General features: G+C 69.1%; 16 protein-coding genes. 11 read left to right on the plus strand and 5 right to left on the minus strand.

Annotated features, from left to right (window positions below):
• Nucleotides 1-63: 63 nt before the first annotated feature.
• The gene (locus tag RS86_RS07090) at nucleotides 64-1695 is read right to left on the minus strand and encodes a beta-N-acetylhexosaminidase (protein WP_200892761.1); all 1632 of its coding nucleotides are present in this window, start codon (nucleotides 1693-1695) and stop codon (nucleotides 64-66) included.
• 156 nt (nucleotides 1696-1851) lie between these two features.
• Between RS86_RS07090 and RS86_RS07095 the strand changes: the two genes are divergently transcribed.
• The 9 genes from RS86_RS07095 (at nucleotide 1852) to RS86_RS07135 (ending at nucleotide 12117) form a co-directional block, all read left to right on the plus strand.
• Nucleotides 1852-2865, plus strand: a complete 1014-nt coding sequence (locus RS86_RS07095) for a LacI family DNA-binding transcriptional regulator (protein ID WP_235281673.1) — start codon at nucleotides 1852-1854, stop codon at nucleotides 2863-2865.
• A 350-nt stretch (nucleotides 2866-3215) separates the two neighbouring features.
• The gene (chvE, locus tag RS86_RS07100; protein ID WP_045271549.1) at nucleotides 3216-4340 is read left to right on the plus strand and encodes a multiple monosaccharide ABC transporter substrate-binding protein; all 1125 of its coding nucleotides are present in this window, start codon (nucleotides 3216-3218) and stop codon (nucleotides 4338-4340) included.
• A 64-nt stretch (nucleotides 4341-4404) separates the two neighbouring features.
• Nucleotides 4405-5946: a multiple monosaccharide ABC transporter ATP-binding protein gene (gene mmsA / locus RS86_RS07105; RefSeq protein WP_045271508.1), complete on the plus strand. Its 1542-nt coding sequence runs from the start codon at nucleotides 4405-4407 to the stop codon at nucleotides 5944-5946.
• Nucleotides 5943-7148 carry a multiple monosaccharide ABC transporter permease gene (gene mmsB, locus RS86_RS07110; RefSeq protein ID WP_045271509.1) on the plus strand — a complete coding sequence of 402 codons (1206 nt, stop codon included), beginning with the start codon at nucleotides 5943-5945 and terminating at the stop codon, nucleotides 7146-7148. Before mmsA ends, mmsB begins: the two co-directional genes overlap by 4 nt.
• Nucleotides 7149-7285: 137 nt before the next feature.
• A complete protein-coding gene (locus tag RS86_RS07115; RefSeq protein ID WP_045271510.1) occupies nucleotides 7286-7792 on the plus strand; it encodes a hypothetical protein in 507 nt (168 codons plus the stop codon).
• 251 nt (nucleotides 7793-8043) lie between these two features.
• Nucleotides 8044-9510, plus strand: a complete 1467-nt coding sequence (locus RS86_RS07120) for an APC family permease (protein ID WP_052680129.1) — start codon at nucleotides 8044-8046, stop codon at nucleotides 9508-9510.
• Nucleotides 9511-9800: 290 nt separating this feature from the next.
• A complete protein-coding gene (locus RS86_RS07125) occupies nucleotides 9801-10655 on the plus strand; it encodes a hypothetical protein (RefSeq protein WP_045271511.1) in 855 nt (284 codons plus the stop codon).
• Nucleotides 10656-10782: 127 nt separating this feature from the next.
• The gene (locus RS86_RS07130; protein ID WP_045271512.1) at nucleotides 10783-11004 is read left to right on the plus strand and encodes a hypothetical protein; all 222 of its coding nucleotides are present in this window, start codon (nucleotides 10783-10785) and stop codon (nucleotides 11002-11004) included.
• Between the two features lie 48 nt (nucleotides 11005-11052).
• Nucleotides 11053-12117 (plus strand): hypothetical protein, encoded by a 1065-nt coding sequence (locus RS86_RS07135; RefSeq protein WP_045271513.1) that lies wholly within the window; start codon nucleotides 11053-11055, stop codon nucleotides 12115-12117.
• A 112-nt stretch (nucleotides 12118-12229) separates the two neighbouring features.
• Here RS86_RS07135 and RS86_RS07140 read toward each other — a convergent pair whose 3' ends face one another.
• The 3 genes from RS86_RS07140 to RS86_RS07150 all read right to left on the minus strand — a co-directional run bounded on the left by RS86_RS07140 (nucleotide 12230) and on the right by RS86_RS07150 (nucleotide 14203).
• A complete protein-coding gene (locus RS86_RS07140; protein WP_045271514.1) occupies nucleotides 12230-12802 on the minus strand; it encodes a copper resistance CopC family protein in 573 nt (190 codons plus the stop codon).
• Entirely contained in the window at nucleotides 12799-13521 is a 723-nt protein-coding gene (locus RS86_RS07145; protein ID WP_045271515.1) for a YcnI family protein, read from the minus strand. Before RS86_RS07145 ends, RS86_RS07140 begins: the two co-directional genes overlap by 4 nt.
• An 82-nt stretch (nucleotides 13522-13603) precedes the next feature.
• Entirely contained in the window at nucleotides 13604-14203 is a 600-nt protein-coding gene (locus RS86_RS07150) for a hypothetical protein (protein WP_045271516.1), read from the minus strand.
• Between the two features lie 133 nt (nucleotides 14204-14336).
• Here RS86_RS07150 and tyrS point away from each other — a divergent pair, with 133 nt between their 5' ends.
• Together tyrS and RS86_RS07160 are read left to right on the plus strand one after the other, a co-directional pair.
• The gene (tyrS, locus tag RS86_RS07155; RefSeq protein WP_045271517.1) at nucleotides 14337-15638 is read left to right on the plus strand and encodes a tyrosine--tRNA ligase; all 1302 of its coding nucleotides are present in this window, start codon (nucleotides 14337-14339) and stop codon (nucleotides 15636-15638) included.
• A gap of 162 nt (nucleotides 15639-15800) precedes the next feature.
• Nucleotides 15801-16589 carry a DUF4184 family protein gene (locus RS86_RS07160; RefSeq protein ID WP_045271518.1) on the plus strand — a complete coding sequence of 263 codons (789 nt, stop codon included), beginning with the start codon at nucleotides 15801-15803 and terminating at the stop codon, nucleotides 16587-16589.
• A gap of 328 nt (nucleotides 16590-16917) precedes the next feature.
• Here the strand turns inward: RS86_RS07160 and RS86_RS20940 are convergent.
• Nucleotides 16918-17129 (minus strand): hypothetical protein (locus RS86_RS20940; RefSeq protein WP_235281674.1); only part of this gene is annotated, 212 nt, incomplete at its 5' end.

A 17129-nucleotide genomic window follows, 5' to 3' on the forward strand; every position in this document is an offset into this window, starting at 1 on the left:
CACTTCGACTCGCTGCGCTCGCTCAGCGCTGGTCTCCGCGAGACGAAGGACGCTCCGCCGGCGCTAGGCCAGGTTCGCGGTGAGCCGGGCGATCTCCGCCGCGCGCTCTGCGCGGTCGAACGTCTTGCCCGGAACGCCGGGCACCTGCTGCCACGAGCGGGGGCCGGTCTCGGGGCGGTACTCGATCCCTGCCGCGTCCAGGCGTGCGAGGTGGGCCCCGAGCCGGTCGGGGAACGAGCCGACGGCAGCCGGATCCTGCCCGCTCCACAGCGCCTCCGCGAGACCGCACAGCCGAGGGAAGAGCTGGTAGTCGCGGCGGCGGGCCGAGTCGACGTGCTCGGCCCAGAGGTTCGCCTGTCCGCCCAGGATGCGTCCGCGGTGCTCGATCTCGAGCGCCTCAGGGATCGGATCGAAGGCGCGCACATGCGCCACCGTGGTCACGAGACCGGTCGGGATCGGCTCGTCGGGGGAGTCGGACTGCCGGTAGTCGAGGTAGACCGTGTCCTCCGGGCACATCACCACATCGGATCCGCGTCGCGCCGCGATCACCGCGCCGGCCGTGCCCCGCCAGGAGGCGACCGTCGCGCCGGTGACCGTGCCGCCCTCGAGGATCTCGTCCCAGCCGTACAGACGGCGCCCGCGGGAGCGGACGTGCTCATCGATGCGCGCGATGAACCAGCTCTGCAGCTCGTCCTCCGTGGCGAGACCGCGTTCGCGCATGAGGCCCTGCGTGCGGGCATCGGCCCGCCACTCGTCCTTGCGGCACTCGTCGCCTCCGATGCCGATGACCTCGGAGGGGAAGATCTCGATGATCTCGTCGAGCACGTCGCAGAAGAAGGCGACGGTCGACTCCTCGACGTTGAGCGCGTGCGGGTTGATGCCCCATCCGGTCCAGGGGCCGAGCGGATCGGCGACCAGACCGAGCTGCGGATACGCGGCGATCGCCGCCTGCACGTGGCCGGGAAGCTCGATCTCGGGCACCACGGTGATCCCGCGCGCGGCGGCGTAGGCGACGATCTCGCGCAGATCGTCCTGCGTGTAGAAGCCTCCGTGCGGCATACCGTCCTGCGTGGATCCGGGGCCGGATCCGCGCTGCGACGACGGGCGCCACCCGCCGACCTGGGTCAGCAGGGGGTACTTGCGGATCTCCGCCCGCCAGCCCTGATCGTCGGTGAGGTGCAGGTGCAGGACGTTGAGCCGGTGCATCGCCAGCTGGTCGATGACCCGCAGCACCTCGGCCGTCGGTGCGAAGTGCCGCGCGACGTCCAGCATGAGCCCGCGCCAGCGGTACCGGGGCGCGTCCTCGATGCGCACGGCGGGCACGCTCACCGCGGCCTCCTCGGTGATCGGCGCGCGCCGGTACGTGCGCGGGGGCAGCAGCTGCAGGAGCGTCTGCATCGCGTGCTGCGCGCCTCGCACGTCCGCCGCCGCGATCCCGATGCCGTCCTCGTCCACCGTGAGCGCGTAGGCCTCCTCCGCGAGGAGCGGGTCGACGGCGAACACGATGGCGGGGCCGTCATCGTCCGCGGGCGCATCCAGCCCGAGCGACAGGCCGAGCCCGGTGCGCAGCGCCTCCTGCAGCCGCTCCGCCGCCGCGCGCAGCGGTTCCGCGGTGCGGATCCGGACGGCTGCCGAGAGCGGGAATTCGCCCGATCCGGCCTCGACGCGGGACGGCTGGGGAAGAAGGTTCAGCACGACGACTCCTGGATCTTGTTGCATGATGTGCAACGGCGTTTGCGTGACGTGGAACCAGCCTATTCCCGATGCGGGGCCGTAGGGCAAGCGGCCGACGGTCCGGCGCCTCCGGCGCCTCGCGCATAATGAGTCTGACCGATCGGAACGGAGGTGCGCGTGGCTGTGGAGAGCGAGCCGCCTCGCGCCCTGAACATCCGCGACGTCGCGCGCGAAGCCGGAGTCTCGTACCAGACGGTGTCGCGGGTGCTGAACGGCAGCGACCGGATCCGGGAGAAGACCCGCGAGCACGTGCAGTCGGTCATCGACCGGCTCGGCTACCGTCCGAACCCCGTCGCGCGGGCGCTGTCGACGAACCGATCCCGCACGATCGGCGTGCTCACGGCGCACAGCGCGCTGTACGGTCCCGCCACGGCGATCACCGCCATCGAATTCGCGGCGCGCGACGCCGGCTACCGCCTGTCCATCGCCAACCTGCGCTCCGGTGAGCCGGAGTCCGTGCGTGCCAGCATCGACGATCTGCTCAGCCACGCGGTCGAGGCGATCATCGTGATCGCGCCGCAGCAGGAGGTCCTGAGCGAGGTCGGCGGGATGAGCGTGGACGTGCCCATCGTGGCGCTCGGTCCGAGCGGCGAGCGTCATTCGATGGCGATGGATCAGATCGCGGGCGCCAGGGCGGCGGTGGCCCATCTCGCCGACCTCGGGCACGAGTTCATCGTGCACCTCGCCGGTCCGCAGAACTGGACCGAGGCCGAGGCGCGCATGGTCGGCTACCTGCGGGAGCTCGACGCCCGCGACCTGCGCGTGCGCGCTCCGCTCCTGGGCGACTGGACCGCGCAGTTCGGCTACGAGGCGGGCATGAGCCTGCTCCGGATGCCGGATTTCACCGCCGTCTTCGCCGGGAACGACTCGATGGCGCTCGGCTTCCTGCACGCCTGCCGCGAGCTCGGCGTCAGAGTGCCGGAGGACGTCAGCGTCGTCGGGTTCGACGACATCCCGGAGGCCGCGCACTTCTTCCCGCCGCTCACGACCGTCCGACAGGATTTCGTCGAGCTCGGCCGGCGGACGATCCGGATGCTGCTGGCGCAGCTCGCCGGAGAGGACCTGGCGCAGGATCCCCTGGTCCCGCAGTTGATCGTGCGCGCGTCGACCGCCGCACCCCGCTCGAACTGATCCATCGCCGACGCCCGTCGCGGGGCGCCGCCGCGTGCGGTCCGCGACGAAACCAGGAAACCTTCTCTTGACAAATGTGACCGGTTCGCCAGATGATCGCTCCTGCGGGTGTGATCGGTCACAGCCGCGGCGACGAAGGGGTCGGATTCCGAACCTCCTCGCCGTCGGAGCGCATGAGGTCGGCGGCGATCGGCCCCGTGCGAACAGCACCACGAACCGACGCCCGCAGTGATGCGGACGTCGTCCTCGCCCTGCGGGCGCGGATCCTGACCGGGCGATTCGATCGTGTCATCGGCGCGCCCTCCGCTGTCCCGAGCGCGCCATGGCGGCCGCTCGACGAAAGGAATCACATGAAGCTCAAGAGACTGGTCGTCGGCGTCGCAGCCGCCGTCACCCTCGCCCTCACGATGAGCGCCTGCGCGGGAACCCGCGGTGGCGACACCAGCACCGCGGAGCCCGGCGCCAACAAGGGCGCCCTCGTCGGGGTCGCGATGCCGACGAAGACGTCGACCCGCTGGATCCACGACGGCGACGCCGTGAAGGCGGGCCTGGAGAAGCTCGGCTACAAGGTCGACCTCGAGTACGCGGACGACGACATCCCCACGCAGGTGCAGCAGATCTCGAACATGCTCACCAAGGGCGCGAAGGTCCTGATCGTCGCGTCCGTCGACGGCACGGCACTGTCCAGCCAGCTCGACCAGGCCGCGTCGAAGGGCGTGAAGGTCATCGCGTACGACCGGCTCATCAACGGCAACAAGAACGTGGACTTCTACACGACCTTCGACAACTACAAGGTCGGTGTGCAGCAGGCGACCAGCCTCCTGGAGGGGCTCGGGGTGCTCGACAAGACCGGCAAGGACACCGGCACCGCAGGGCCGTTCAACATCGAGCTGTTCGCCGGCAGCCCGGACGACAACAACGCCACGTTCTTCTTCAACGGCGCGATGGACACCCTCAAGCCCTACCTCGACAAGGGCGTCGTGAAGGTCGGCAGCGGTCAGACCGGCTTCACCCAGGTCGCCACGCAGGGGTGGCAGGCCGACGTGGCCAAGAAGCGCATGCAGGACCTCGTCGCCTCGACGTACTCGAACGGGCAGAAGGTCGACGGCGTGCTCTCGCCCTATGACGGCCTGTCGATCGGCATCATCTCGGCGCTCACCGGTGCGGGATACGCGACGGACAAGCTCCCGATCATCACCGGCCAGGACGCGGAGATCCCGTCCGTGAAGTCGATCATCGCGGGACAGCAGTACTCGACGATCTACAAGGACACCCGCAAGCTCGCGGGCGAGGCCGTGAAGATGGCGGACGACGTGCTGAACGGCAAGACCCCAGAGGTCAACGACACGAAGTCCTACGACAACAAGACCAAGGTCGTCCCGACGTTCCTCTTCGAGCCGGTCGTGGTCACCAAGGACAACTACAAGGAAGCCGTCCTCGACACCGGGTACTACACCGCGGACCAGCTCAAGTAACCCTCCTCGACAGGGTGGCTGCGGACGCTCCCGCAGCCACCCTCTCTGACGAAAGGAGAGCGAGATGAGTGACAACATCCTCGAGATGCGCGGGATCACCAAGACGTTCCCGGGCGTGAAGGCCCTGCAGGACGTGTCGATCACCGTGCAGCGCGGTCACGTGCACGCGATCTGCGGCGAGAACGGCGCCGGCAAGTCCACGCTCATGAAGGTGCTCTCGGGCGTCTACCCGCACGGATCCTACGACGGGGAGATCCTCCTGGACGGCGAGCCCGTCGCTTTCAGGAGCATCAACGAGTCCGAGGCCGCGGGCGTCGTGATCATCCACCAGGAGCTGGCGCTCAGCCCGTACCTGTCGATCGCGGAGAACATCTTCCTCGGCAACGAGCGCCAGTCCGGAGGCTGGATCGACTGGAACACCACCAACCAGGAGGCCGCGAAGCTGCTCGCGAGCGTGGGGCTCAAGGAGAACCCCGCCACCAAGATCGCCGACATCGGCGTCGGCAAGCAGCAGCTCGTCGAGATCGCGAAGGCGCTCTCCAAGAGCGTCCGGCTGCTGATCCTCGACGAGCCGACCGCTGCGCTCAACGACGACGACTCCGCCCACATGCTCGAGCTCATCACGCATCTGCGGGACGAGGGGATCACCTCGATCATCATCAGCCACAAGCTCAACGAGATCCGGGCGATCGCCGACGAGGTCACCGTCATCCGCGACGGGCGCAACATCGAGACGCTCGAGATGCGCACCGACGACGTGAGCGAGGACCGAATCATCCGCGGCATGGTCGGCCGGGACCTCGCGAGCCGGTTCCCGGACCGCACGCCGAAGATCGGCGACGAACTGCTGCGGATCGAGGACTGGACCGTGCACCACCCCCTCGATCACGAGCGCACGGTGGTCGACAGGGCGAACCTGTTCGTCTGCGAAGGCGAGATCGTCGGGATCGCCGGGATCATGGGCGCCGGACGCACCGAGCTCGCGATGAGCGTGTTCGGCCGCAGCTACGGCGTGAACATCTCCGGCCGCGTCTACAAGCGCGGATCCGAGATCTCCACGAAGACCGTGTCGGAGGCCATCAAGCACGGCCTCGCGTACGCGACCGAGGACCGCAAGAGGTTCGGGCTGAACCTCATCGACGACGTCGAGCGGAACATCACGATCGCCGCCCTCGACCGGATCGCGAAGATCGGCTGGGTGAACGAGAGCCGGGAGCGCATCGTCGCGGAGTCGTACCGCAAGAGCATGAACATCAAGACGAGCTCCGTCGAGGCGGTCGTCGGCAAGCTCTCGGGCGGAAATCAGCAGAAGGTCGTGCTGTCGAAGTGGATGAACACGTCACCCGACGTGCTGATCCTCGACGAACCCACCCGGGGCATCGACGTCGGAGCGAAGTACGAGATCTACGGCATCATCAACAAGCTCGCGAGCGAGGGCAAGGGCGTCATCGTCATCTCCAGCGAGCTGCCGGAACTGATCGGTCTCTGCGACCGCATCTACACCCTCGCCGAGGGGCGCATCACCGCGGACGTCCCGCGCGCGGAGGCCACGGCGGAGAACCTCATGCGTTACATGACCCAGGAGAAGGAGGTGGGCTCCGCATGAGCGGCTCATCCATCACCCCCCAGACGAACTCGCTGCGCAGCGCGTTCGAGTTCCTCACCGGCCAGCTGCGGCAGATCGGCCTGTTCATCGCGCTGATCGTGATCGTGATCTTCTTCCAGATCACGACGGGCGGCATCACGCTCGCACCGATCAACGTGTCGAACCTGATCATCCAGAACAGCTACATCCTGATCCTCGCGATCGGCATGGTCATGGTGATCATCGCCGGGCACATCGACCTCTCCGTGGGATCCGTCGTCGCCTTCACCGGCGCCGCCGCGGGCGTGCTGATCACCAAGATGGGCGTGCCGTGGCCGGTCGCCGTGGTGCTGTGCCTCGTGCTCGGTGCGCTGATCGGCGCGTGGCAGGGCTTCTGGATCGCGTACTTCAAGATCCCGGCGTTCATCGTGACGCTGGCCGGCATGCTGACGTTCCGCGGCCTCACCGAGATCACCCTGCAGAACACCGCGATCTCGCCGTTCCCGGACGGATTCCGCGCGATCGGCGCGGGTTTCCTGCCCGATCTCGGCGGCGGCAAGACGGTCGTCGAACCGCTCACGATCATCCTGGCGGTGCTCGTCGTGCTGGGGATGATCGGCTTCGGGATCCGCGGCCGGATGACGCGGCGGAAGTTCGCCGTGGAGGACGAGCCGCTGTGGTGGTTCATCGCCAAGCTCGCCTTCACGAGCCTGCTGATCGCTCTCGTCGCCTACCTGCTCGCGAGCTACAACGGCACCCCGATCGCCCTGGTCATCCTGGGCGTGCTGACCGTGGTCTACTCCGCGATCATGTCCCGCAGCGTCTGGGGCCGGCACATCTACGCGATCGGCGGCAATCCGCTCGCCGCGAGCCTTTCGGGTGTGAAGACCCCGCGCGTGACGTTCACGCTGTTCATCAACATGGGGGTGCTGTCCGCCCTCGCCGGCCTCGTGTTCACGTCCCAGCTGAACCTCGCCAGCCCTCGCAACGGCGACGGGTTCGAGCTCGACGCGATCGCAGCCGTGTTCATCGGCGGTGCCGCGGTCACCGGCGGCATCGGCAAGATCACCGGTGCGATCATCGGCGGTCTGATCATCGGCATCCTGAACAACGGCATGTCGATCCTCGGCGTCGGCACCGAGTATCAGGCTCTCATCAAGGGTCTCGTGCTGCTCGCCGCCGTCGCGTTCGACGTGTTCAACAAGCGTCGATCGGGGCGCTGAGCGGATCGGTCCCGGGCCCCGGCCGCCGTCGTGCGGCCGGGGCCCGGAGCGCTTTCGTGGGGCTCTGCCGAAGCGATAAGGTCTTCCGCATCGGGTCCGTGTCGGCGGTCGGATTCGCGAGACCTTGCGGACGGAATATGTACGAGAACACCATCTACGTGGAGCCTGGCGATCAGCGTGCGTTGCGGCGCTTCCTCGTCACCTCGGCGCTCCCTGCAGGCCGCGTTCTCCTCTTTGGACTGAGCACTCTACTGTTCCTGCTGATGATGACCCTCGCGGCGGCGTCAGGTCACCCGCTCGGGCTCGTCATGGTGGGTTTCACGGGCGCGGGCCTGATCGTAGAGCTGACCTTCGTTGCCGCCCTGCGTGTGAATGCTCGGCGTTCGTCGCGAACGCTGCCGCTCGGCTCGCCGATCACGGTCCGGATCGACGATGCCGGAGTCAGCGTGGTCACTAGCGATGTGGATGCTTTGTTCCGCTGGCCCTGCGTGTCTGGCGCGGACAGAACGCAGGGCATGGTGGTGGTCCGAGGCGCCCGCAATACGCCGACGATGATCTTGCCGGATCGGGCGTTGTCCGACGACGCGCTCGCATGGCTCGCGGGCAAGACGGGTGGCGAGGCGCGGCCTGCAAGGAAGAGCTGACAGTACCGCGGACGAGAGCAACGCTCCCCGTTCGGGGTACTGCGCATCTCGAACCGAATCCTCGGAACTCGCAACGAATACCTATGCATCAGCCGACAGAATGCACGCGAATCCGCGTCATTTCGCGCCATTTCGCCCCGCTACGGAAACCGTTGCGGAAATCATCTCGTCCGGCTCTAGTCGCGGGGGGATCCGCGGTGCTAGCGTCCCCCTGTCATCCCCCACACCCGACGATGAGACAGGGGAACAGAGTGACCCAGAATCCGCTCGAGACGGACACGTCTCTGCAACGCGCGATCGACTATCAGGAGCATGCGCTCCAGGCCGGTGGCGTCTCCAAAGCGGGCTCGACGCTGATGGCCGTGGCCGGCAGCGCGCCCGCGTACTCGATCGCCGCGAGCACCGCTCTCCTGATCGGGGCCGCCGGCGTCGGCGCGCCCGCCGCGCTGCTGTGGTGCGGCATCCCGATGCTCGGCATCGCATTCGCGTTCAGCCATCTCGCGAGGGTCGACAGCCACGCCGGCGCGTCCTTCTCCTGGGTGGCCCGCGGCCTGCACCCGCTCCTCGGCTTCTTCGCCGGGTGGGCGCTGGTGATCTCGGCGACGGTGTTCATGGTCGCGGGAGCCCTGCCCGCCGGCCAGATGACCGTCGCCCTGTTCGCGCCGGACCAGGCGAACAACACCCTGCTCGTGACGCTTGTCGGATCCGTCTGGTTCCTGGTCATGGCGGCGGCCGTGATCTTCGGGGTGCATACGACAGAGCGGGCGCAGTGGATCATGTCGGTGGTCGAGGTCGGGATCCTGGTGGTGTTCGCCGCCATCGCGATCCCCCGCGCGATCTCGACCTATCACCACGGCGAGACGTTCTCGTGGGACTGGTTCGGCTTCGGGCACCTGACGACCGCCGGAGTCTTCGTCTCGGCCGCGCTGATCGCGGCGTTCTACTACTGGGGCTGGGACGTCACGGCGAACCTCGGCGAGGAGACCAAGAACGCGCACAAGACCACCGGCATGGCCGGGATCCTGGGCATCGTGATCGTGTTCATCCTGTTCGAGATCTACACGACGACGACGCTCGTGATGCTCCCGGGCAAGACCATCGAGGACAACAGCGGCAACGTGCTGAGCGTGCTGGGCGATGCGATCATGCCCGGCATCGGCGGCAAGATCCTCATCATCGCGGTGGCGCTCTCCACGATCGCGACGCTCGAGACCACGCTCGTGCAGGTGAGCCGCACGCTGTTCGCGATGGGGCGCGACCGCACGATCCCGTTCGCGTTCGGCAGGATCAACCGCAAGTGGAAGACGCCGGTGTTCGCGACCCTCGTCGTGGTCGTCGTGTCCCTGCTGTTGTTCGTGCTCGCCAATGTCTTCGGCGACAGCGTGGGGCAGATCCTCGGCTGGGCGGTGTCGTCGATCGGCTTGCAGATCGCGTTCTACTACGCGCTCGCGGGTCTCGCCGTGGTGATCGGCTTCCGGAAGGTGATCTTCAAATCAGTGAAGAACACGATCCTGATCGGGATCTGGCCGCTGGTCGGAGCGCTGTTCATGATGTACATCTTCTTCACGTCCATCCCGAACAACGAGCCGGTCGTGAACATCCTCGGGCTCGGACTGATCGCACTCGGCGTCGTGCCGCTCGCGCTGTTCTACCGCAAGGCGAAGGACACCTACTTCTCCCGGCGTCCGCTCGAGGTCCCGGAGGACTTCTCGGCGTAGGCGGATCCTCACGGGGCGGGGCGGGCGTTCGCGTCCGCTCCGTCCCGCTTCGCCGTGTCGTGGCGGCCTTTGCGCCAGTCGCGCTCGCCCCGTTCGCCCCGTTCGCCCCGCTCGATCGCCGAGTCAGGGCTCGCCGCTCGGTCCTACCGGAATGTCGGTGGCCCGGGGGAGGATGAGGGCATGCCCACGATCCCCCTCGCCGCCGTGCACGCGTCCGCGCAGCACGCTCCGGCGGTGAGGCGCGTCGTCCTGCGGCGCGGTGACGACCGCGTGCGGACGGCGGTGATGTCATGATCCTCGCCGGATTGATCCTGCTCTCGGTCGGACTCGCCGACGTGCTCCGTCGCTTCCTGCGCAGCCGCGCGCTCTGGATCGGGATCGCGGTCGCAGGCGTTCTTGTCCTCGTCCTCGCGACCCTGGGCGGCGCATACCTCTACGCGGTTGTCGGGCTCGCGCTCGCCGCGCTGTGGGTGTGGCTGCTCCCGCTCGACGGGCGGCCGCGGCTGTCGTTCTGGCCGGCGGCGCTGCTGGCGGTCCTCGTGGTCGCGCTGGTCGCCTTCCTGCCGGCCCGTGTGATGACAGGGCTCTTCGCCGGGCGCTGGCTCGCGACGCCGTTCGGGCCGATCGGGTTCGACCTGCTCGTGCTCGGTCTCGGCGTCTTCGCCGTGCTGCTCGAGACCGGCAACGTCATCGTCCGTGCGGCGCTGCTGGGGGAGCGGGCCGAGATCCCGGCGGACATCGCGCCGGAGCATGAGACGCGCGGTGCCGGTGGAAGCGCGGCTGCCGGTGCAAGCGCGGGTGCGGCGGCCGGACTCGTCGCCGTGCCGCCCTCCGCGGTCGACCCCGGAGTCCCGACCGCGTCCGAGCCCACGCCGCCGGTGCCCGCGGCGGATCAGGGCTTCCGCGGCGGACGCCTCATCGGGCCGCTCGAGCGCGTGATCGTGCTCCTCCTCACTCTGTTCGCGGCCTATCCGCTGCTCGCGGCGATGCTCGCGGCCAAGGGGATCGTGCGGTTCCCCGAGATCTCCCGAGACGGCGTCAACGGCGGTCGCGCCGAGTACTTCCTCGTCGGCAGCCTGGTCAGCTGGGTCGTGGCGCTCGGCGGAGCGCTGCTGCTGTGGTGGGCGGCGCGCGCCGGATTCTGAGCGACGCCCATCCGTTTGGTGCGCCGCCACCGGGTTGCCGTCGGCGTGCGGCGCGGGGATCCTTGTCCTGAGGGACGCCTCTGCGACGCCGTCCCCGAAGCGCACGAACTCTCATGCAGGAGGATCCATGACCGAGCAGCCCCGGTTCACCCTGGACAGCACCCTCGGCGAGATCCTCGACGACCCACGGGCGCGGGCCGTGCTGGACGAGCTCGTGCCCGGAGTCTCGACGCACTCCCTCGTCTTCCTCGCCCGCGGGATCACCCTGGCCGACGGCGCCGCGCGGCTCGGATCGATCGAGCCGGAGCGCCTCGCCGAGCTCGACGCGCGGCTGCGCGCGCTGGGGTGAGGAGATCCGCGGAAACGGCGGCACCCGCGCCCTCCTAAACTGACCGGGATGTCCGAGCACCACGTCCCGCGTTCGACGCACCATACGGTTCACTCCGTGGCGCCGGCGGATCCCGAGCCGGTCCGGCCCGAGCCCGGGCCGGTCTGGCGGCGGATCCTGCACCTGCCTCTGTTCTGGGCGCTGGTGTGCGGCGGGCTGGCGGTGCCGGGATACCTCGGCGGCGACTTCGAGTTCCTCTCCTTCCTCCTCACGCTGGTGGGCGGCTGGCTCTGCGGATTCTCGTTCGTGAACGCGACACTGAGGATGCCGGACCGGCGCGGGCTGATCGTGCACATCGCCGGGGCCGTGGGCGCGGGGCTGCTGCTGTGGCTTCTGATCGAAGCGATTCCTCCGTTGCTGGCGCCCAAGCCCAACCCCGCGCTCGCGTTCCTCGCGGTGCTGCAGATGGCGGCGGTGCCGGCCGCCGGCTGGGTGTGGCTCGGGCTGATCAGCCGGATCACGGCGATGATCGGCGCCCGCGACGCCGCGAAGGCGCCGCCGGCACCGCAGTGGGAGGCCGCGGAGCGCGGATCGCTCGCGCGCTTCCGGGCTGTGCCGCTCGGCACTCGAGCGCTCGTGTTCTGGTGCATCCTCACCGCGGCCGTCGTCACGATCCTGATCCTGGTGGTCCTGATCGTGACCGGCGGGAGGATCCTGAACGTCGGCCCGAGGCTCTTCCTCCTGTTGTACGTCGTCGTGCCCGGTCTTCCCGCGTACCTGCTGATGTCGTGGCTCATGCGCCGTCGCGCGGTCGACTGCGCCGTGCGCTTCGACGCGGATCGCGTGCGGTTCGAGGTCGACGGCGCCGAGCGGGGGATCCGCTATCGCGAGCTGGAGCGACTCGTCTGGCGCACGGAGGGCGACTTCGCACGGATCGAGGCGAGCGGATCCGGCGTCGATCTGACGCTCATCGCCGGGATCGCCCGAAAGCCCGGTGGCGCGGCCGCGCTGCCTACGCTGTCGCGCCGCGTGGTGCGCCTCATGGAAGAGGCGGGCCTCACCTCCCGGACGCTGCGCGGCGGGCGCGCGCTGATCTTCGAGCGCACGTCTGCCGTCCCGGCCTCGCGCCGCTGACGGGGTCGTTCCGGGGCTGAGCCTCTCGGGACTGCTCGGGACGCGCGGCCAGATACGCGAAACGCGGTGCTCTCGGAAGAGCACCGCGTTCCGTTTCGACCCTGGGTCTTGTTCAGCTCTTGCGGCCGCGAGCGAGCGCCCACGCGCCCACGCCGACGCCGATCAGCACGACCGCGCCGATGCCGAGCCCGATCCACAGACCCGTGTCGCCGCCGGCGGCCGCCGCGGGCGCCTCGGTCGTCGCCGACGCGGCAGGACCGCAGACCGGCTTCGCGGATCCGGCCGCCGCGGGCGTCGCGGCGCCGTCCGGCGCGTACGCGAACGTGTAGCTGCCCGAGATCGGGTGCCCGTCGGAGGAGACCACGCGCCAGAGCACCTCGTAGGTGCCGGCGCCTCCGAGTGCGACGGGCGAGGCAACAACGGGCCCGTTGAGGTCGGGGCACGCGGTCTCGTAGTACTTCTTGTCGGGGCCGATCACCTGGATGATCGTCGCTCCGTCGGTGCCGAGCGGATCCGCGCTGAAGGTGAGCGCGACGGACGACAGGCTCTTCACGGTCGAGCCCTTGGCCGGGTCCGTGCTCTCGAGCGTGTCATGCGCGCTGGCCGCCGTGGCGCCGGCGGTGGCGAGGACCAGGCCGACCCCGATCGACGCCGCGAGCGCGGTGAGGCGGTGGCGCAAGGTCATGCGTCGGCCTTCTTCCGGCGTCCGAGGGCGAAGCCGCCGAGCAGCGCGCCGCCCGCCGCGACCACGAGCGCGGCGATGCTGAGCCCGAGCGCGAGGCCGCCCTGGGCGTCGGCGGGCGCCTGTGCGGAGGCCGCCGGTGCGGTCGTCGCGGTCGCGCCGCCGTGGTGGTCGGCCGGGGGAGCGTCGTTCACCCAGACCACGGGCGCGGGCTCGAGCGTGTCGTCCTTGGCGGCCTGCTCCGGTGTCGCTGCCCACTCCACGACCTTGCCGTCCGAGTACGTCTGCGTCGCGGGGATCACGATGCGGCCCGTGTCCGGCACCGGTCCGAGCGACAGCGTGAACGTCTGGAACTGGCCCGGTGCGACGCCGCCGGCGTCTGCCGTGAAGGTGACCTCCGTCGTGGCCTCGCTGATGGTGTTGCCCTCGACCTTGACCGGCTTGGGCAGTGCGGTCTTGGCCGCCGCTCCCGTCCACCCCGCGGTGGGCTGGTAGCTGACGCTCGTGAACGGGGTGTCGGCGGGCAGGTGGATCTCGAGCTTGACCGTGCTGGCGGTCGTGGACTCGTTCGGAACACGGAAGGTGACGTACGTCCAGGATCCGGCCTCGGCCTGGTTCGGGGTGGCGGTCACGTGCGCCGAGGCGGCCAGGGGCACGGTGAGGGCGAGCACGGCGCCGGCGGCGAGACCGACGAGGACGCGGGAAGCAGTGGTGTTTCGCATGGATTCGTTCTTTCTGAGGTCGTCTGTGTGTGCACCACGGGCGCGCGGAGGGCGGCCCGGCGGCGGTGCGGGTGAAGGGAGGTCAGGCCGCGAGCGGCGGACCCCTCCTCGACACGACGGTGAGGACGAAGAGAGAGCGGAGCGCCTGCGCGGCGGCGCGCGACGCGGCCGGCACACGGTGCGCGGGCGACGGCGGTGCGGTGAGCAGCCGTGCGACGAGGTTCCAGCCGGTGAGCTCGAGCAGGGCCCGCAGCGCTTGCTCGCCGCGGCCGAGGGCCAGCACGGTGAGCACCGCGGCGATCGCGTGTGCGACCCACATCGCGGGCTGCAGGTGCAGGGCGCGCCCGGCGTCGACCGCCGTGGTGCCGAGCGCGCCGGACAGCTCAGTGCCGTGCAGGTGCCCGCCGGCGACAGCGGATCCGGATCCGGATCCCACGCCGATCGACAGCAGCCCGTGGAACGCGATCTGGCTCAGCCCCACGGCGAGCGACAGGCGGATCCAGCTCAGCGTCCGCCCGGCCAGCGCGATGCAGACGGGCGCCGCGAACAGCAGCGCGAGCACGATCCCGATCAGCGGGGCGGGCTCGCCGTCGGCCGTGGAGTGCGAGACGGATGCCACGAACGTCGCGACCAGGGCGGCGATCAGGCCCCGGACCGTGCGACCCGCGCGCGTTCCCCACACGTTTCCCAGCCTAACGGCCCCCCTCTGACCGCGAGACTGCATCTCCGCGACGAGACTGCGCTCCGCAACCGCAGTCTCGTCGCGGAGATGCAGTCTCGCGGAGAGGGAGGATCCGCGCTGGTAGCCTGGGGCGGTGTCGAACCCATCCCTGACGACCGCGGCACCGGCCATCGACCCCACGTTCGAGAACGTGTGGGATGAGCTGGTCTGGCGCGGGCTCGTCCACGTGTCCACGGATCAGGAGGCGCTGCGCGCCCTTCTCGCAGGACCCGCGATCACGTATTACTGCGGTTTCGACCCGACCGCGCCGAGCCTGCACCTCGGCAACCTCGTGCAGCTGCTGACGCTGCGCCGCATCCAGCTCGCCGGGCACAAGCCGCTCGGACTCGTGGGCGGATCCACGGGCCTCATCGGCGACCCGCGCCCCACGGCGGAGCGCACGCTGAACACGCGTGAGACCGTCGAGGACTGGGTCGGGCGCCTGCGCGCGCAGGTCGAGCGCTACCTCAGCTTCGAGGGCGACAACGCGGCGCGGATCGTGAACAACCTCGACTGGACCGCGCCGATGAGCGCGATCGACTTCCTGCGCGAGATCGGGAAGCACTACCGCGTCGGCACCATGCTGAAGAAGGACGCGGTCGCCGCACGTCTGAACTCCGACGCCGGCATCAGCTACACCGAGTTCAGCTACCAGATCCTGCAGGGCCTGGACTACCTCGAGCTGCACCGTCAGTACGACTGCGTGCTGCAGACCGGCGGATCCGATCAGTGGGGCAACCTCACCAGCGGCACGGATCTCATCCACCGCGTCGAGGGCGCCTCGGTGCACGCGATCGGCACCCCGCTGATCACGAACAGCGATGGCACCAAGTTCGGCAAGAGCGAGGGCAACGCGATCTGGCTCGACGCCGAGATGTGCAGCCCGTACCGGATGTACCAGTTCTGGCTGAGCACCGCCGACGCCGACGTGATCGACCGGCTCAAGGTCTTCACTTTCCTCAGCCGCGCCGAGATCGAGGAGTACGCGGCGCTCGTCGAGTCCGAGCCGTTCCGTCGTGCCGCGCAGAAGCGCCTCGCCCTCGAGGTCGTCGCCACCGTGCACGGCGAGGATGCGACCGCCGCGGTGATCGCCGCGTCCGAGGCGCTGTTCGGTCAGGGCGACCTGTCCGCGCTCGACGCCGCGACGCTGCGCACGGCGCTCGAGGAGCTGCCGAACGCACAGGTCGCCGCCGGATCCACGGTCGTCGACGCGCTCGTGGCGACCGGGCTGGTCTCCAGCGCCTCCGAGGCTCGGCGCGCTGTCGGGCAGGGCGGCGTCTCGGTCGACGGCGAGCGGGTGGAGTCCGACGACGCGACCGTGCCGCTCGGGCTGCCCGGTGGGGTCTCGGTGCTGCGCCGCGGCAAGAAGACGCTCGCGGGCCTGCTCCCCGCCTGATCTGTTTGCGGATCCGATCCGCCGATCTGTTTGCGGATCCGATCCGCCGACGCCCCCTCTGACAATCCGCGCCCCCTCTGGGATGCGCACGTCAGAGGGGGCGTCGATCTTTCGGAGGGGTGCCGACGGCAAGCCCGGATCCGCTCCGGGTACGGTCGGACCATGCCGTTCACGCCGAGTCACGCGATCGTGGCGCTGCCCTTCGTCCGTACGCCGCTCGTGCCCGCCGCGATCGCGATCGGCGCGATGGCGCCTGATCTGCCGCTGTTCACGCGCGGGCTGATCGTCGACTACTCGGTGACGCACGATCTGCGCTGGCTTCCGGTCACCGTGCTGCTGTCGCTCGCGCTGCTCCTCGTCTGGCGGACGGTCCTGCGGCCGGCCTGCCGACTGCTCGCGCCGCGCTTCATCGGTGCGCGCCTTCCACAGGAGTGGGATCGGGGACCCCGTGCCGTGCTGCAGGAGACCTTCGGAACCGGGATGCGCGTGATCCTCCTCGTGCTCGCTCTCGCCCTGGGCGTCGTGACGCACGTCGTCTGGGACGCGTTCACTCATGAGGGGAGGGCCGGCATCTCTCTGATCCCCGTGCTCGACGAGCAGTGGGGGCCGCTCCTCGGATACAAGTGGCTGCAGTACGGATCGGGGATCGGCGGCGTGATCGTTCTCGTGATCGCCGGTGCCCTCTGGCTTCGCGGCCGTACGCGAGGGCCGGTGGATCCGGCGCCGCTCGCGATCCGGGTGAGCTGGTGGCTGTCGCTCCCGGTGATGCTGGTCGTCGCCGTCGCACTCGGTTTCATCGCGTACGGACCGCTCACGGAGGAGTTCACCGTGCAGCACCTCGCGTACCGGACGCTGCCTCTCGCGTGCGGAGTCTGGGGAGTCCTGACCCTCGCCGTGATCCTGGTGATGCGGGCCGTCCGCGCACGACGGGCGGCACCGTCGGGCGCGTGAATCCGCGGTGAACGGCCGCGGAACGGCGCGCGACACGCCCGAGCGGGAGCCCCGATTTGCCGGACCCTCGGGATCCACGTAAGTTATTACCTGTTCGCCCCAAGCGGTAGAGCGAAGGGCCGGAAGGCCTGACTCCCCAAGCGACGAACACCACCCACCTTCTTCTTCGGAAGTCGGTTCCTCTTCGCAGGTTCTCCCTGCGGCGGGGTCAAGCGCGTGCGCTTGAGAGGGTGACCGTCCGCCAGGAACGTCGATTTGACAAGCTGGCCGGGAGGGATAAGCTAGAGAAGTTGCCTCGGAAACGAGATAACGGATCCGGTTCTGAACCTCACGGCGTGTCGATTTGACAGCCGGAGCGAGACGGATAAGATAGAGAAGTTGCCCTGAAGGGAAGGCCGAGAGGCCGGAACGCAGGAGCATCCGATCCTTGAGAACTCAACAGCGTGCACTTGTCAAATGCCAATTTATTCCTCGTCCAGCTTTCGGGCTGGTTGAGAAATTCCTTTGGATCAAAGACCAACTCCTTTTGGGGGTTGGCAT

The sequence above is a fragment of the Microbacterium azadirachtae genome (assembly GCF_000956505.1).
GTDB classification, from domain to species: Bacteria; Actinomycetota; Actinomycetes; order Actinomycetales; family Microbacteriaceae; genus Microbacterium; species Microbacterium azadirachtae_A.

Bases quoted from the DNA above. Each gene is read 5' to 3' on its own strand.
- chvE (WP_045271549.1), top strand. From the start codon at position 3,216: ATGAAGCTCAAGAGACTGGTCGTCGGCGTCGCAGCCGCCGTCACCCTC.
- RS86_RS07130 (WP_045271512.1), top strand. From the start codon at position 10,783: ATGACCGAGCAGCCCCGGTTCACCCTGGACAGCACCCTCGGCGAGATC.
- RS86_RS07145 (WP_045271515.1), bottom strand. From the start codon at position 13,521: ATGCGAAACACCACTGCTTCCCGCGTCCTCGTCGGTCTCGCCGCCGGC.
- RS86_RS07160 (WP_045271518.1), top strand. From the start codon at position 15,801: ATGCCGTTCACGCCGAGTCACGCGATCGTGGCGCTGCCCTTCGTCCGT.
- mmsA (WP_045271508.1), top strand. From the start codon at position 4,405: ATGAGTGACAACATCCTCGAGATGCGCGGGATCACCAAGACGTTCCCG.
- RS86_RS07140 (WP_045271514.1), bottom strand. From the start codon at position 12,802: ATGACCTTGCGCCACCGCCTCACCGCGCTCGCGGCGTCGATCGGGGTC.
- mmsB (WP_045271509.1), top strand. From the start codon at position 5,943: ATGAGCGGCTCATCCATCACCCCCCAGACGAACTCGCTGCGCAGCGCG.
- RS86_RS07135 (WP_045271513.1), top strand. From the start codon at position 11,053: ATGTCCGAGCACCACGTCCCGCGTTCGACGCACCATACGGTTCACTCC.
- RS86_RS07115 (WP_045271510.1), top strand. From the start codon at position 7,286: ATGTACGAGAACACCATCTACGTGGAGCCTGGCGATCAGCGTGCGTTG.
- RS86_RS07125 (WP_045271511.1), top strand. From the start codon at position 9,801: ATGATCCTCGCCGGATTGATCCTGCTCTCGGTCGGACTCGCCGACGTG.